The following is a 14630-nucleotide window of genomic DNA, read 5'->3' on the forward strand; positions in this document are numbered from 1 at the left end:
TGAAGGCTCTTAAGTTGACGCCATTGCCTGAACGGATACTTCTATTGTGTTATCGCGAGCAATTGTTTTTTCTTCACCTGTATCCATGTTTTTAATCTTTAAAGTTTTACTACTCAATTCTTCATCGCCAAAAATTAAAGCAGCTTTAGCATTTGCTTGATTTGCTTTTTTCATTCGGGTTTTAAGCGCTCCGCTATATTCATAGATCACATACAAACCATTTCTGCGCAATTCATTCGCAAGTGTTAGGGCATATTCTTCAGCCTCTCTACCGATTGGAATTAGGTAAATAGGTCGCTCTTCTTTCGGAGAATAATTGATTAACTCCATTATGCGTTCAATACCTCCTGCAAATCCTATCGCTGGAGTGTGTTTTCCACCCACTGAAGATACTAAATTATCGTATCTTCCACCGGCAAAAACTGCCCCTTGTGCGCCTAAATCCTCTGTAACAAACTCAAACACTATGTGGCAATAATAATCCAAACCTCGAACTAGTTTATTGTTTACGGTATAAGGTATATCAAGAATTGTTAATCCATTTAGTATTTGTTCAAAGAAATCTGAGGACCCTTTCGTATAATAATTGCTGATTTTAGGCGCATCAGAAATTATTGATTTATCTTTCTCATCCTTGGAATCCAGTATTCTGAGTGGATTTTTGATCAACCTATTTTTGCTATCTTCTGATAGATCATTTTGATACTTTGTAAAGTATAAGATCAAAGCTTCTCTATACTTAGTTATTGTTTCACCATCACCTAAAGAGTTGATTTCCAGCTTTACATTTTTATTGATGCCAAATTCAGTTAGTAAGTGCTGAGCGAGTGATATCAATTCAATATCAGCTTTTGGATCTTCTATGCCAAAAACCTCAAAATTTATCTGATGAAATTGCCTTTGTCTTCCCTTTTGCGGTCTTTCATAGCGAAATGCAGGTCCTGTTGAGAATAATTTTATCGGTGTTTGCAGTTTTTTTTCAATGAGTAGCCTGACAATCGCTGCAGTGAACTCAGGACGCAAAGTTATGCTCTTTCCCCCTTTATCATTGAAGCTATACATTTCTTTAGTGATGATATCTGAGCTATCACCTAAGGTTTTTGTAAAAACCTCCGTGTATTCAAATATCGGAGTTTGAGCAGGCAAAAAGCCGTATAAACTTGAGATTCTGTTTGCTGTTTGCTCAATGTATTTAAACTTGTACCATTCATCAAACAGGAGATCTTTTGTTCCTCTAACCGTTTGATTAGTCATAGTGTGGTCTCTATACCCGCAACCTCTGGTATATGGTAGCTCAGCATATTCTGCACTCCTTGCTTGAGGGTAATTGCAGCACTTGGGCATCCAGAGCAAGCTCCTTGCAACTCAACATAAACTATTCCATCTTTATAGCCACGAAATTTGATATCACCACCGTCTTGAGCAACTGCAGGTTTGATATAACTTTCCATCAATTCTTTTATTCTATTTACAATTTCTATATCATTTTCATCGAAAAATTCCTCATCTGATATATTATTATCACTCACTCCTTCTTTATCTAGCGCTTTTCCACCTGAAGTAAAGTGATCCATGATTGTAGTTAAAATTTCTACTTTTAGTGTATCCCAATTAATTCCACCTAATTTTGTTACTGAAATAAAATCATGACCAAAAAACACTCTTACCACATGTTCTATTTGAAAAAGATTTGCTGCTAACTTGGAGTGTTTTATTTCATCTGCATTTGAAAAATCAGCCGTTTCTCCTTCGTTTAGAATTGCAAATCCAGGGAGAAATTTCAGTGTGTTTGGATTTGGTGTTTCTTCAATCTGGATGAACATGTTATTTACCATGACAATTATAATTGTTACTATTTAATCATAAAATGATAAAAAAATATATATGTCATTCATCTTTTTTCTTTTTTTAGTATTCATAGTAATTATATTTATTTTGCCTAGCGTTGTTGTATTTTTTCTTTTCCTGACAAAAAAAAATAACATAAGTTTCATGATGAACTCTATATTGAGTAAGTTTTTGAACGAATTTAATAGCAGTAGAAGTTATACTGAAAATTACACTGGTGACAACATATCCAAAGATGAAGCATTAAAGATACTGGGGCTGAATCCTGAAGCAAGTCAAAATGAAATCAATAAAGCATATCAAAATTTAATGAAGTTAGTTCATCCAGATAAAGGAGGCTCGGAATATTTTGCACAAAAATTAAACGCAGCACGTGATAGGCTGCTGAAAAAATGATCTTAAAAAAAGTTTTCGTTTAACAAATTTCTTCCTTTGCTTTTTCTAAATACTCCAATATTGCTTCATGTAGCGCAGTCCATGTTATCTGTTCTTCCAGGAAAGGTATAAATTCTTGTCTCCAAGCATTCTTAAACTCTTGAAACCACTGTTTTTCAAAATCCTGAAATTCTAAAGAAATATCTACTTTAAAGCTATCAATTAAACTGGAAACTTCTGCAGCTTTAGAGCTATCTAGTAATTTTAAAGATAACACTCCACTCTTTAAAATGTCTAACTCTTCCAATACATTAAGCTTAAATGGTTTATAGAGTGAAGACCATATGCTATATCTCAAATAAGAATCATAGTATAACTTAATTTTGTACATTAAAGTGGTAGATGCATCAGGAGAAATGTTATTCTCATATTGTGCAAGAGAAGATAATAAATTCTCATAATCTACTTTGCTTAAACATGGTTGTAGAGTCGATTTAATTTTTTCACTAAAGGTTAGATAGCTAGAAGAAATACCATGACTATATTTACTAAAGAATTCAGGAAATATATCCGCTTGTTCTAATTTCAGAAGTAAATCTTTTCTAATTTCTCTTGGTAAATTATGTATTGAAAACTGATAAATAACCCATGCAAAGTTCTCATCAAACTCATCTGAGTAATCAGTCTTATTATCAGGAAAAATTACATTACCTTTCTTATCATTCCAGGGTAGTATCTTATAGAAAAATTTGTTCAGCCTTTGCTTTAATTTCAAAATACCTTCATTTCTATCACCTGCTTTATACAATATTTCGCTCATTTGCTGTTTAGCATTTTTAGGGTTTATTCTATCACTTATGTGCAATCCAATTCCATTTTTCTCTAATAACTCCCAATCAAACAATTTGTGTGGATCTGGTTTACGCATTGTATAGCTAAGCTCTGGATCATGCACTATAGTTCCTATTTCAGAATGACTAAATATCATATCCCTTTTAATTTTAAAACGCTCCATAAGGTATAAAATCAGCTCTTTAACTGACCTCATTTGCTCTTCCGGAAAAGGCTCAAGTCCTGTGTTTACAATTTCAATACCTACAGAATAGTTGTTAAGCTTCCGTAGCTCTTCAAGCTTGCTATCTATCTTAACTCTTGCATAACTAATACCAGCATGCCATGCTTCTTTCTCTAATGGAACCATTAAGGTGATGCTGCAATCCCTATCGACAATAAAATGAACTGACAATCCTCTAGCATTCAGCGTATTTTTTGTACCTTTTAATGTTGATGTTTCAGTATGGTGAACTATAACCATTAACACTTTTTCACCGGCCCTATCACCATAATTTAAAGCTGAAGCTGGATCTAAAAATAACAAATCCTGATCTTTCAATAATGGTAATTTTTCTTGTAAATCTTGAAAATCATTCTCAATACTGCTTGAACTGGATACTTGCCCAGATATGAGAAATGCTGAGACAGTAATCAGTAAAACTAATAAATATTTGTTGATTTTAGATAGTTGGATTTTCATACCATCTTCATAAACACTTTGTAGATAACTTTTCATTATATAGTTAGAGTAGTGTTGTTGAATAAATTTACAAGACAAAATCATACTAGTCCAGTAATAGTAACATGTCCAAAGATAAAGCATTAAAAATACTGAGGTTAAATTTGGAGGAGAGCCAAAATGAAATCAATAAAGCATATCAAAATTTAATGAAATTAGTTCACCCAGATAAGGGAGGCTCGGAATATTTTGCACAAAAATTAAACGCAGCACGTGATAGGTTGCTGAAGAGGTAATTAATATTGCTTTAAAGTTTTTATTTGTGCGTAAAGGATAAGTTGCTACAATAAAAAAATAAGATAAAAGTAGCAATGGACATGTGTTCAGAAAGGTTTAAGTTATGCAGGAAGATAACAAAAAAGAAGCAATAAAAGAAGAAAAAGGCATATTAGGGTGGATAGAATATAGACTGCCTATATTTTCTTTTTTGAAACATACTGCTTCTTACCAAGTGCCAAAAAACTTAAATTATGCTTGGAATTTTGGCTCTTTGGCTGGTATAGCGCTAATTTTACAAATAATAACAGGTATATTTCTTGCTATGCACTACACTCCGCATGTTGATTATGCGTTTAATAGCGTGGAGCGTATAATGCGTGACGTGAACTATGGATGGCTGATACGCTACACTCATGCTGTCGGGGCATCGCTCTTCTTTATGGTAGTCTATGTTCATATAATGCGTGGGTTATATTACGGATCTTACAAGAGGCCACGAGAGATGGTGTGGTTTGTTGGTATATTTATATTTTTTGCAATGATGGCAACTGCCTTTATGGGATATGTATTGCCTTGGGGACAAATGAGTTTCTGGGGTGCAACAGTTATAACCAACTTATTTTCTGCTATACCTTTAATTGGCAATAAAATAGTTATATGGTTATGGGGTGGTTTCTCCGTTGATAATCCGACGCTTAACCGTTTTTTTGCTCTGCATTATCTTCTACCTTTTGTTATTATTGCTTTAGCTATGCTTCATGTGATAGCTCTGCATAGGTTTGGCTCTGGTAACCCAAGTGGAGTTGAGGTAAAATCAGATAAGGATACCATTCCTCTCTATCCTTATTATATAATCAAGGATTGCATAACTTTTGGTCTGTTTTTTGTAGTTTTGTTCGCATTTGTTTTTTATGCTCCCAATTATCTTGGGCATCCAGACAATTATATAGAAGCTGACTCTATGGTCACTCCGGTACATATAGTGCCAGAGTGGTATTTTTTACCTTTTTATGCAATGCTACGTTCGATTCCAGATAAACTTACTGGTGTGCTTACCATGTTTGCGTCTATTTTAGTGTGGTTTTTGTTACCTTGGCTTGATAAATCAAAAGTTAAAAGTGGTGCTTATCGCCCGGTGTTTAAGAAATTTTTTTGGGTTTTTGCAATAAATTTTGTACTTCTTGCCTGGCTTGGGGGACAAGAGGTAAAAGAGCCTTACATCACTATGAGTAGGCTATCTACTCTTTATTACTTTGCATACTTTGTGATAATTTTACCACTGCTTAGTAAGTATGAAAAGCCAAAAGAACCACCAAAAACCTTAAGTGATTCTGTGCCGGAGATGAAGTAATGCTGATGAGAAGTATGTTAGCTATACTTTGCATATTGTTTTTTGCTAATTTTGTGTATGCAGAAGAATTCAAGCCATCACCAAATAAAAAAATGGACTGGAAATTTGATGGAGTTGTCGGATCTTTCGATAGAGAGTCAATTCAGCGTGGCTATAAAGTGTATAAAGAAGTCTGTGCTGCTTGTCATTCAATGAATAGGGTAGCATTTCGTAATTTGCAAGATGTCGGTTTTTCTGAAGAAGATGTAAAACAAATAGCAGCTTCTTATCAAGTTAAAGATGGTCCGAATGATTTGGGTGAAATGTTCGATAGACCTGGAGTACCTTCGGATTATTTTATTGCACCTTTTGATTCAAAAGAGGCAGCTGCAGCAAGCAATAATGGTGCAGTTCCACCAGACTTATCGTTAATTATTAAAGCAAGGCATGATGGTGCAAATTATGTCTATTCACTGTTAACAGGCTATCAAAACGGCGAGCACGATGAGAATGATTTATATTTTAATTCGTATTTTCCAACAGGCAGATTAGCTATGGCGCCACCACTTTCTGAAGGAATGGTGGAATATGATGGTACAAGACAAGCCACAGTTGAAAATATGGCGTATGATGTGATAAATTTTTTACAATGGGCAGCAGAGCCAGAATTAGAGCGCCGGCATAAATTTGGATTAAAAGTAGTGGCGTATTTTATAATTTTAACAGTGTTTTTTGTATTAACTAACAACAAAGTTTGGAGCAAGCTCTATAAAAAGAAGTGATAGTCAATTTTGCCTCAAATACAATAGACTTCTTGCATAACCATATAACATTGGGAATAGAAACGAAAAAACTTCCTTGACAAACCTCGCCAGCCCCTTATCATCAAACTGAAGCTATTTATTTATCTTCGCAATCTCTGCAGCAGATTAAAATGACAAGAAAACTTCTATTTGGCGTACTATTGTTTAATTTTTTGCACTATGTGCACCGTATGTCTTTATCAAATTTCTAGGTTTTTACCTATACAAGCTGAAACGCGCTTATAAAGCGTTCAAGACATCACCCAACGTCAAATTTTAAAATAGAGAGTGTAATAACTAGCTACCACGGGTTTTCTTTGCCTTTTTTTTCTGCCTAGTAAATTTCTTAAACATTTATAGCTAAGGTTAGTTGCATTTAAAAGCAGCTAAATTGCAGCGTTTAAGACTTAAAAAACGCCAATACTGAAAATAGACAATGACTAGGGCTTCTTTTGCCTTTTTTTTCATTTGGTAAATTTCTTAATGTTTATAGCTAAAAGAGCCCAAGAGAGGTGTCATTCCAGTGCCCCTGTGATGTCATTCCAGTGCTTGGCACTGGAATCCAGGAATTTTATTAAGTTGGTGAGCATAAAAATAGCTGTTTTACGTTAAAATACAATGTTTTGATGATTATGGAAAGGCTGGATTCCACAGTCCTGATACAATGTTGAACATTTTTTTTTTGCCCTTCCAGAGCGAGTTCTTTTAATCGAAATACTATATGTACATTATCATCATCAATTTCAATGCGTCTGACTAATGGTCTAATTATATCAAGCTTAGCCTCCCAATCTGCTTGATCAAGCTTTGATTCAACCTCAGAGGCAAAACTTTTTACACTACTCATGGTAAAATCTAATTCCCTCTTTAGCTCCTTTTCATCAACCACTTTTTCCTTCTGTTTCTTAATTGCTTCTAAGCTCTGAGTCATTGCTTTGGCTTTTGAATCAAAATCTTCCTTAGTTATATACTCTTCAGCATAGGTATAAGCAAGTCTTTTGATACCTTGTTCTAATCTGCTTATTTCTTTTTCAAGTTCATCATTTGGTTGCTTATTTTTATCTTTTAAAAGCCTAAGTTGATATTCCTTTGCAATTGCATCCGGGTCTTTTAATACTCCATTCATTTCTTCCCATATAACCGTTTCTAGTATATCTGTGCGTATTGATTTGCTGTTACATATCTTATTCCCACCAAAACGGTTAGCATCTGTACCAGGACAACGATAGTAACTTCGTCCTCCCCTAGTGTTATACATTCCATAATAAGTATATTTACAACACTGACATACTATTAGCCCTTGTAATAGGTATCTTCTTCTTCGTTGCATTCTTGCTCTTTTTCTATTTTCATCCAGTTGTTCTTGTACTATATCGAATAATTCCTCTTCAATTATACTTGGTATTTCTATATAAATCCAATTCTCCTGGTCATTAGAATAAACAGAATAGCTTTTTTTGCGCCCTTTCCACACTGCTTTTACTTCTTTTTTTATTGGACCTACCTTCGTTTTACCATATACTGCTTGTCCTTTGTATGCATAGTTTCTCAATATTCTACGAATTGTACTTGGGTGCCAAATTCCTTTACCCTTTGGTGTAGCAATATACTCTTCTTTCAGTCGTCGCGCTGTCTCTTTTAAACTCACTCTTTCTTGACCTACCCACTCAAATAGTTTGCGCACTACTTTTGCTTCTTCTTCATTAATTTCAAACCTTGCCTTTTCTCTTTCTACATGCTTTATATAGTCATAACCATAAGGTGCATTTCCCATTACACTTACACGACCTTTTCTTGCTCTATGGAGTTTTCCTCTACGACTACGTTCCATAATCTTTGTACATTCGTATTCTGACACTAATCCTTGAACTCCTAGTAATAATTTAGACTCTGGATTGTTTTCAGTCTTACAATTTAAGAATATTACTTCTACTCCTGCTTTCTCAAACTCTTCAAGTAATACCATTTGGTGTGCAGATTTCCTTGATAGCCGGTCATGTGAATGAATGTAAATTTTTCCAATTTTTCCTTCTGCTACTTTATCACGTAACTCATCTAAACCGTCACGCTCCAAATTCCACCCACTACGGCCATCGTCCTTAAATTGATACTCATCTAACAACTCATGTCCATCTGCGGCAATTCTATGCCTAAGCTCTGCAATTTGGCTCCCTATTGTATTGTTCTGCTCTTGTTTCCTCGATGAAACTCTTGCATATAAAGCCACTGTTGTCATTTTTTCCCACCTCCTTTTGATTTAAAAATTCCTTTTTCTTTCTTTCCATCGACCGTCTTATTAGTATTTCGTAAGCATCTGATAAATACTTATCTGATAACTTACTTGGCTCATAATGACGGTGAATAATGAATCGCATAGTTTCTCTCCTGTAAATGCCTTCGTACTTCAGGAGCCTTACCACTCCCTTTTTCCATAAATCCATTACTCTTGCGAAAAAGACGCAACTGTTAACCTTTGTTTTACTTTTATGCACAATTTTGGAAACACATAGCGCTATCTTTCATCTATTAAGCTCTCTTCCAAATAATTGTCCCTTTTCCCTCAACGGTTTTCTCTCTAATACCATTTCCTTCCTTTTCTCAATCAACTTCCATCACCTTCTGCTTCGTCACTAACTCTCTTATTATCTCCTTAGTCTTTGCCATATATGCCAGATCTATTGGTGTATATCCTTTATGATCTCTCGCATTTACATTACCTCCCGCTTCTAATATTGCTCTCACGTTCCCTATTTCCCTCATAAATACTGCTTCATGTAGGGGGGTCCTTCCTATGTAGTTCCCAGTATTAACATTTGACCCTCCTTTTATTAACTCCCTTACCGTCTCTTCATACCCCATTAGGCTCGCATAATGTAATGCCGTATTTCTTCTACCGTTTCTAGCATTTACATCTACTCCTTCCTCCAACAGTACTTTTACATTCTCTACCTTTCCATAGAATGCTGCTAGGTGTAATGGTGTTTCTCCGCTTTTGTTTTCTATATTTGTTTTTGCTCCTTTTTCTATCAGCAACTTTATTACTTCTGGCTCTGACACTTGTGCTGCTTGGTGCAATATTGTGCAACCTGCTGCGTCTTTTTCATTTATTCCACGAAATGAATTCTCCTTTAATTTTTCCAGTCTTTTATTTAAATTGAACATTTTAGTTACCCCACTATAAAAACCACCAAATTTTAGTGCTTGGTAAATTTTTTTTGTTTACCTACCACTATTCCAGCTATGCCTGTTTTACCATCAAAAGCAAGTTTTTTTTACAAAATATACACATTTTTTTCGCATATCATATTAAGATATAAATCTATATATTTAATTCATTAATAATAGCAGGCCTGCCTTACCTTTCATCAAGCTCTTTTATCATAGTGTTCATCTTGCCCACCACCCTGCTTATTACTTTGTTAAAATCTTCTATTATTAGCGACTTATCTCTTTTTCTTATTTCTTCTAAACTTACTACCTTCCCTTTTAACTTCGGTAAAAATTTTCTACTCCATACATCTACCATTTCTCCAACTGATTCCACTACTTCATCGCATATTTTTGGTGTATCTCTTACTACACCTCCTTGCTTTTCCAGAAATTTCTTCACCTCTTTATTCTTTTCATTGTCCATTAGCCAATACATTGGTGCATTACCAAATTTATCCGGCTGATTAACTGCTGCTCCGGCTTTTACCAGCTCTTTTATTATCCTTTCTGCCCATACCATACACGCGAGATGCAGCGGCGTGTATTTGCTCATTCCTTCAGTAGCATTTACTTCCGCTCCTTCCCTTATCAGCTCTTTTACGTTCTCTAGACGTTTCGCAGATACTGCCCAGTGCAATGGTGTAAAACCCCTATTATCTGTCGCATTGACGTTCGCTCCTTTCTTGACTAGAAAACTTACTTTTTTTCTTGTCGACATTAGACTTCTTTCAAAATTCATGTAGGGAGCTCAAAATTGTGAATTGCAGCAATCAAATTAAACCTTAAACCAAAACGTTTTCGTCGGTTTCTATACCTGTCCGAGATGATTTTAAACCTTTTCAATTACGTTTTCAACAATTGCCCTTTGGCTCATAAGTGCCCTGTTCTCTTTTTTTTGTTCTTTGCTTAACGGATTCTTTTTCGTTTTCCTGTGCGGTAATACAACATTTTTGTGTATCTTCTGCATTCCCCTGTAGCCGGCATCAGCTAAGATTTTAGTTTGCGGCAATACTGCTACCTTTGATTCTCTAAACATCCGTGTTTTCTACCATTCGAGAAAGATGTGCATATGACTTTTCTACTCTTCTTCTCTGTTACTATTTGTGTTTTTATAGTATGCCTTTTTTTCTTTCCAGAGTAGAAGGGCTTTTGCTTTTTTTTGGTCTCTCTACTGGCGTTTCAGTTCCGTCTATTACTAAAACTTCATATTCTACATCACTCTTTAATAGCTCTTTTTTTCCTGGTAATGCAAAATCTGGATGTTTTATTAATATGTCTTCTACCCATCTTATTATTTTAAAACTGTTACTTTCACTCATGCCATAGCTTTGCCCAATATGAAAATATGTACGATATTCTCTTATATATTCCAGTGCCATAAGTAGCCTGTCTTCTATGCAAAGTTTACTTTTTCTTCCACTTCTAGCTTTTTTTCTTTTATCCTCCACTTCTAGAATTTCTACCATTCGCTCAAATGTTGCTTTTTTTACCCCTGTTAAACGTCGAAACTTTTCTCCTTCTAACTTTTCTATTTCCTTATATTTCATGCTTTCAAATACTTCATCTTACACTCCCTCTAACAATTTTGAAAGAAGTCTATTAAATTATCCAAAGAGTGCAAGAAACAGTACTTTTGTTTCTATTTTATTGCAACAAAGAAGTCTAAAATGTGTCCTTTTGAGGTGAAGCATGCAAAAAGGAAAAAATCTTATCTTACAAATTAAAAATACAATATACTCAAAAACTTTTCAGAAAATCCATAGGAGGGTTTGCTAATGAAGGCTCTTAAGTTGACGCCATTGGCTGAACGGATACCTTTGGAACCTTACAGATATTGAGCAAATCCAATAATATCCTTGATTTCTTTTATATTATGGGTTGCAATTTCTGCTGCTTTCTTTGTGCCTTTTTTTAATATTTCATGTAAATGGAATTGGTCTTTTAAAAGATCATTCATTCTCTCACGTATGGGTGATATAACACTGATAATTAAATCAGCTAACTCTTTTTTGAAGTGTTTCATGTCATGTTTGTTCACTTCTTCACACACTTTTTCCACATTTAAATTACTAAGCACTGAATAAATGTTTATCAAATTGCTTATTTCTGGTCGGCACTCTAAAGTAGCAAAGCCTAGAATTGAATCTGTTTTTGCTTTTTCTATTTTTTTAACAATTAAGTCATCTGTATCATCAAGGTTAATGCACGAATGTTCTGAAGGGTCAGATTTACTCATCTTGCTTGTACCATCTCTTAAGCTCATTATTCTTGATGTGCAATCCAAAGTTAAGATTTCAGGTACGATGAAATAATCCAGTTTATAATGATTGTTAAAAGCTGATGCAATATCACGTGCAAGCTCCAAATGCTGTTTTTGATCATCACCAACAGGAACGTATTTAGTTTGATACAACAATATATCTGCAGCCATAAGTACTGGATAACTATATAATCCAAGAGAGGCTTTTTGTTTATCGCCGCCAGCTTTATCTTTAAATTGAGTCATGCGATTAAGCCAACCAATTGGTGTATAGCACCCAAGCAGCCAACCCAGTTCTGCATGACCGCTAACTGTGGACTGACTAAAAATAATGGACTTTTCTGGATCTATTCCACATGCAATATAAGCTGCTGCTGTTTTGAAAATATTACTTTTTAATTCACTTGCGGGAAGCTTATTTGCTGTGATTGCATGTAGGTCGACAATACAAAAAAGAGATTTGTATTTATCCTGTAAGTCTATCCACTGTTTGATTGCACCAAGATAATTACCTAAATGTAGTACACCACTTGGCTGGATACCTGAAAAGACAACAGACTCCTTATATCGTTTCCTGTCATCCCAGTGCTTGACACTGGGATCCATATTTCTTTTTTTCTGGATTCCAGCGTCACGCGCTGGAATGACACCAAAGCTGGTTGTTGGTTTTTTGCTTAAACAATGGTTATGTAAAAAATCTAACCTCTGACGTTTACGCATTTCCATCAGATTTCTTAGAAAGAATAACCATTGCAGGACGGAGCAACCTATTTTTGATAGTATAACCAGTTTGTAGTACCTCTACAATGGTGCCAGGCTCTTTTTCATTGTCTTCTCTTTCCACAACAGCTTGGTGTAAATTACTGTCAAAAAGCTCACCAAGTGGATCTACTTCCTCTATTCCATGTTTTTTTAGATCATTTATAATTTTTTGATAAGCTACTTTAATCCCCTCATGAACAGGATCACCGTCTTTCAAAATTTCCATTACTTTTTTTAAATTGTCGCACGAGTCGATCATATCACGTGCAAATTTTGTGACTGCGTAGTTACTTGCATCGCTAATTTGCTTTTGCATTATACGTTTGACGTTTTCATTATCTGCAACAGCGCGGCGTAAATGATCTTCAAGCTGGGCTGCACGTTCTTTTAATGTATTGAGATCTTCATTTAAGTCATCTGTTTGCTTATGGTTATCACTTTGTTGGTCGTCACCTTTCTGCCTACTTACCATATCAGCAAACTTCTTCTTTTTCTCTTTACTGCTATCTGACATATCATTACCCTTAAGAATCTAATAAATATATAACAATTAATCTGAAAATATCAAGCACCAGCTACATTCGTCTTTCTATGCTCGCATTTAAAAAGTTAATTAAAGTAGTTTTATAAAAAGAATCAGAAAAAGTACTAATATCATTTAGCGCCATATTAATGTAGTGTCTAGCTTTTTCCATAGAAAGCTGAATGGCATTATGATGATTAATATAGTGTAATGCTTGGTCAAAATTGTGTCTAGCTGAAGAAAAGCATTTTTCCCAGAATTTTTGCTCTGCTGGACTGCCCTTTTTGTATGCTATAATAGCAGGTAAGGTGACTTTACCTTCGAAAAAGTCTTTTCCGACTTGCTTTCCAGAAGTGCCTTGATTAGCAGTATAATCGAGCATATCATCGACTATTTGAAATGCCATACCAAAATTAAAACCAAAATTCTTTAGCCTCTCTGTTTCGTCATTTGTTGCACCAGATACTGTTGATGCAGCTTCACAGCATGCAGAAAATAAAGATGCTGTCTTTTGTCCAATGATATCAAAATAATTTTTCCTGACTGTGTGGGGGTCAAAGCGTGTTGTCATCTGCTTTATTTCACCCTTCACAAGTAAATGCGATGCTTTAGATAAAATAGAGAGAATATTTAAATTTCCACACTCTATAAGCCATCTAAATGCTAGAGTCAACAATAGATCACCAACTAAAATGCTTGATTTATTTCCCCAAATCTTATTCGCTGTTTTAACTCCATGGCGTGCCTCACTTTCATCGAGCACATCATCATGAAGTAAAGTAGCATTGTGTATAAACTCTACCGATGCAGCAACGTTGATCCTATTCTCCCCAGAATAGTTTAGCATTTTACATATAATAAAAACTAGTTTAGGCCTTATTTTTTTTCCACCTGACCTAACAAGATGGGATATAATATCAGTAGCAAGCTTAGCATCTTCATCATTGACATTTTTGAAGACAAAGTCATTCATAGCTGACAAATCAGAAGATACAATATCGTCTAATTTATCGCTGTTTGTTATTAGCATTTTAAGAGACTTATGCATCTTGCCCTTGTGCTTTCTCGTTCTCTACTTTCTTCTTTTCTGTTTTCTTTGGTTCTGTTTCTAAAGTTACTATGCCTTTTTTGATAAACCACAGTACTCTTTCAGTTGCTTGTGCCCCTAGACTTAGCCAATGCTTTAACCTATCAGCTTTCACCACAACACGATTTTTATTGTCTTTTGGTAACATTGGATCATATTGTCCTATTTTCTCAATAAAACGCCCATCTCTTGGTGCTCGTGAATCAGCTACAACTATCCTATAAAAAGGGCGTTTCTTTGCGCCAAACCTCGCCAACCTTATTTTAACTGCCATGTTAACCTTTATTCATATATTAGCCACAATTTTATACAATGAGCCGTTTTAAGTCAAATGAATTATACAACTTTTGCACCTTATAATATAATTACCAATAATGTAGGGCAGTGCCGGGCGCACAGCTATACGAACATTCATTTTTGAAGGTAAATTGCACAGCAAATGGTGTAATTCCAGTCTGGAATCCAGCCTTTTTTTAATCATTAAAACGTTGTATTTTAACATAAAACGGCTACTTTTATGCTTACCAACTTAATAAAATTCCTGGATCCCAGTGTCTGGGTACTGGGATGACATCCTTTCTAGTGAAGATTGCTCTCAAATCGCAATGTTCGTACAGTTGTGTGTCTGGGCACTGGATGC

17 protein-coding genes and 1 pseudogene are annotated in these 14630 nt (G+C 35.0%); 5 read left to right on the forward strand and 13 right to left on the reverse strand.

What is annotated here, in order from left to right; all coding sequences use genetic code 11:
• Window positions 1–9: 9 nt before the first annotated feature.
• Window positions 10–1254 (reverse strand): histidine--tRNA ligase, encoded by a 1245-nt coding sequence (hisS, locus tag OPR57_RS01095; RefSeq protein ID WP_265036825.1) that lies wholly within the window; start codon window positions 1252–1254, stop codon window positions 10–12.
• Window positions 1251–1823 (reverse strand): NifU family protein, encoded by a 573-nt coding sequence (locus OPR57_RS01100; RefSeq protein ID WP_265037480.1) that lies wholly within the window; start codon window positions 1821–1823, stop codon window positions 1251–1253. The genes hisS and OPR57_RS01100 overlap by 4 nt, the downstream gene beginning before the upstream one ends.
• 169 nt (window positions 1824–1992) lie before the next feature.
• On the opposite strand from OPR57_RS01100, the gene OPR57_RS01105 reads away from it, so the two are divergent.
• Complete coding sequence (locus OPR57_RS01105) at window positions 1993–2244, forward strand: J domain-containing protein (protein WP_264719019.1); 252 nt, start codon at window positions 1993–1995, stop codon at window positions 2242–2244.
• Window positions 2245–2263: 19 nt separating this feature from the next.
• Here OPR57_RS01105 and OPR57_RS01110 read toward each other — a convergent pair whose 3' ends face one another.
• The gene (locus OPR57_RS01110) at window positions 2264–3880 is read right to left on the reverse strand and encodes an N-acetylmuramoyl-L-alanine amidase (RefSeq protein WP_265036826.1); all 1617 of its coding nucleotides are present in this window, start codon (window positions 3878–3880) and stop codon (window positions 2264–2266) included.
• Window positions 3881–3900: 20 nt separating this feature from the next.
• Here OPR57_RS01110 and OPR57_RS01115 point away from each other — a divergent pair, with 20 nt between their 5' ends.
• From OPR57_RS01115 to OPR57_RS01130, 4 genes are all read left to right on the forward strand, one after another.
• Window positions 3901–4032, forward strand: coding sequence for a J domain-containing protein (locus tag OPR57_RS01115; RefSeq protein WP_265036827.1), 132 nt, complete (start codon window positions 3901–3903; stop codon window positions 4030–4032).
• Window positions 4033–4136: 104 nt separating this feature from the next.
• Window positions 4137–5366, forward strand: a complete 1230-nt coding sequence (locus tag OPR57_RS01120) for a cytochrome b (RefSeq protein WP_265036828.1) — start codon at window positions 4137–4139, stop codon at window positions 5364–5366.
• The gene (locus OPR57_RS01125) at window positions 5366–6127 is read left to right on the forward strand and encodes a cytochrome c1 (protein WP_406831505.1); all 762 of its coding nucleotides are present in this window, start codon (window positions 5366–5368) and stop codon (window positions 6125–6127) included. Before OPR57_RS01120 ends, OPR57_RS01125 begins: the two co-directional genes overlap by 1 nt.
• A gap of 504 nt (window positions 6128–6631) precedes the next feature.
• Window positions 6632–6760: a hypothetical protein gene (locus OPR57_RS01130; protein WP_259348820.1), complete on the forward strand. Its 129-nt coding sequence runs from the start codon at window positions 6632–6634 to the stop codon at window positions 6758–6760.
• Here OPR57_RS01130 and OPR57_RS01135 read toward each other — a convergent pair.
• The 10 genes and pseudogenes from OPR57_RS01135 to OPR57_RS01180 all read right to left on the reverse strand — a co-directional run bounded on the left by OPR57_RS01135 (window position 6723) and on the right by OPR57_RS01180 (window position 14492).
• The gene (locus OPR57_RS01135) at window positions 6723–8384 is read right to left on the reverse strand and encodes a recombinase family protein (RefSeq protein WP_265036829.1); all 1662 of its coding nucleotides are present in this window, start codon (window positions 8382–8384) and stop codon (window positions 6723–6725) included. The two genes, OPR57_RS01130 and OPR57_RS01135, sit on opposite strands and share 38 nt — an antisense overlap.
• Window positions 8299–8589 carry a hypothetical protein gene (locus OPR57_RS01140; RefSeq protein WP_265036830.1) on the reverse strand — a complete coding sequence of 97 codons (291 nt, stop codon included), beginning with the start codon at window positions 8587–8589 and terminating at the stop codon, window positions 8299–8301. Before OPR57_RS01140 ends, OPR57_RS01135 begins: the two co-directional genes overlap by 86 nt.
• 157 nt (window positions 8590–8746) lie before the next feature.
• Window positions 8747–9310 (reverse strand): ankyrin repeat domain-containing protein, encoded by a 564-nt coding sequence (locus tag OPR57_RS01145; protein ID WP_265036831.1) that lies wholly within the window; start codon window positions 9308–9310, stop codon window positions 8747–8749.
• 193 nt (window positions 9311–9503) lie between these two features.
• Window positions 9504–10097 (reverse strand): ankyrin repeat domain-containing protein, encoded by a 594-nt coding sequence (locus tag OPR57_RS01150; protein ID WP_265036832.1) that lies wholly within the window; start codon window positions 10095–10097, stop codon window positions 9504–9506.
• Window positions 10094–10905: pseudogene (locus OPR57_RS01155) on the reverse strand (IS5 family transposase). The gene OPR57_RS01150 and the pseudogene OPR57_RS01155 overlap by 4 nt, the downstream one beginning before the upstream one ends.
• A 278-nt stretch (window positions 10906–11183) precedes the next feature.
• Window positions 11184–12224, reverse strand: a complete 1041-nt coding sequence (trpS, locus tag OPR57_RS01160) for a tryptophan--tRNA ligase (RefSeq protein WP_265037483.1) — start codon at window positions 12222–12224, stop codon at window positions 11184–11186.
• A gap of 106 nt (window positions 12225–12330) precedes the next feature.
• Window positions 12331–12894 (reverse strand): nucleotide exchange factor GrpE, encoded by a 564-nt coding sequence (locus tag OPR57_RS01165; protein ID WP_265036833.1) that lies wholly within the window; start codon window positions 12892–12894, stop codon window positions 12331–12333.
• Window positions 12895–12955: 61 nt separating this feature from the next.
• Window positions 12956–13933 carry a polyprenyl synthetase family protein gene (locus OPR57_RS01170; RefSeq protein ID WP_265036835.1) on the reverse strand — a complete coding sequence of 326 codons (978 nt, stop codon included), beginning with the start codon at window positions 13931–13933 and terminating at the stop codon, window positions 12956–12958.
• Between the two features lie 10 nt (window positions 13934–13943).
• Entirely contained in the window at window positions 13944–14264 is a 321-nt protein-coding gene (rpsP, locus tag OPR57_RS01175; RefSeq protein WP_265036837.1) for a 30S ribosomal protein S16, read from the reverse strand.
• 48 nt (window positions 14265–14312) lie between these two features.
• A complete protein-coding gene (locus OPR57_RS01180; protein WP_265036838.1) occupies window positions 14313–14492 on the reverse strand; it encodes a hypothetical protein in 180 nt (59 codons plus the stop codon).
• Between the last annotated feature and the right edge of the window lie 138 nt (window positions 14493–14630).

The sequence above is a fragment of the Wolbachia endosymbiont (group A) of Anomoia purmunda genome (assembly GCF_947251545.1).
In the GTDB taxonomy this organism is placed as follows: domain Bacteria; phylum Pseudomonadota; class Alphaproteobacteria; order Rickettsiales; family Anaplasmataceae; genus Wolbachia.

Excerpts from the sequence above, each read along its gene's own strand:
- OPR57_RS01180 (WP_265036838.1), bottom strand. The coding sequence starts at position 14,492 with ATGTTAAAATACAACGTTTTAATGATTAAAAAAAGGCTGGATTCCAGA.
- OPR57_RS01125 (WP_406831505.1), top strand. The coding sequence starts at position 5,366 with ATGCTGATGAGAAGTATGTTAGCTATACTTTGCATATTGTTTTTTGCT.
- trpS (WP_265037483.1), bottom strand. The coding sequence starts at position 12,224 with ATGGATCCCAGTGTCAAGCACTGGGATGACAGGAAACGATATAAGGAG.
- OPR57_RS01140 (WP_265036830.1), bottom strand. The coding sequence starts at position 8,589 with ATGGATTTATGGAAAAAGGGAGTGGTAAGGCTCCTGAAGTACGAAGGC.
- OPR57_RS01110 (WP_265036826.1), bottom strand. The coding sequence starts at position 3,880 with ATGCTTTATCTTTGGACATGTTACTATTACTGGACTAGTATGATTTTG.
- hisS (WP_265036825.1), bottom strand. The coding sequence starts at position 1,254 with ATGACTAATCAAACGGTTAGAGGAACAAAAGATCTCCTGTTTGATGAA.
- OPR57_RS01120 (WP_265036828.1), top strand. The coding sequence starts at position 4,137 with ATGCAGGAAGATAACAAAAAAGAAGCAATAAAAGAAGAAAAAGGCATA.
- OPR57_RS01130 (WP_259348820.1), top strand. The coding sequence starts at position 6,632 with ATGTTTATAGCTAAAAGAGCCCAAGAGAGGTGTCATTCCAGTGCCCCT.
- OPR57_RS01165 (WP_265036833.1), bottom strand. The coding sequence starts at position 12,894 with ATGTCAGATAGCAGTAAAGAGAAAAAGAAGAAGTTTGCTGATATGGTA.
- OPR57_RS01135 (WP_265036829.1), bottom strand. The coding sequence starts at position 8,384 with ATGACAACAGTGGCTTTATATGCAAGAGTTTCATCGAGGAAACAAGAG.
- OPR57_RS01145 (WP_265036831.1), bottom strand. The coding sequence starts at position 9,310 with ATGTTCAATTTAAATAAAAGACTGGAAAAATTAAAGGAGAATTCATTT.
- OPR57_RS01100 (WP_265037480.1), bottom strand. The coding sequence starts at position 1,823 with ATGTTCATCCAGATTGAAGAAACACCAAATCCAAACACACTGAAATTT.
- rpsP (WP_265036837.1), bottom strand. The coding sequence starts at position 14,264 with ATGGCAGTTAAAATAAGGTTGGCGAGGTTTGGCGCAAAGAAACGCCCT.
- OPR57_RS01170 (WP_265036835.1), bottom strand. The coding sequence starts at position 13,933 with ATGCTAATAACAAACAGCGATAAATTAGACGATATTGTATCTTCTGAT.
- OPR57_RS01105 (WP_264719019.1), top strand. The coding sequence starts at position 1,993 with ATGATGAACTCTATATTGAGTAAGTTTTTGAACGAATTTAATAGCAGT.
- OPR57_RS01150 (WP_265036832.1), bottom strand. The coding sequence starts at position 10,097 with ATGAATTTTGAAAGAAGTCTAATGTCGACAAGAAAAAAAGTAAGTTTT.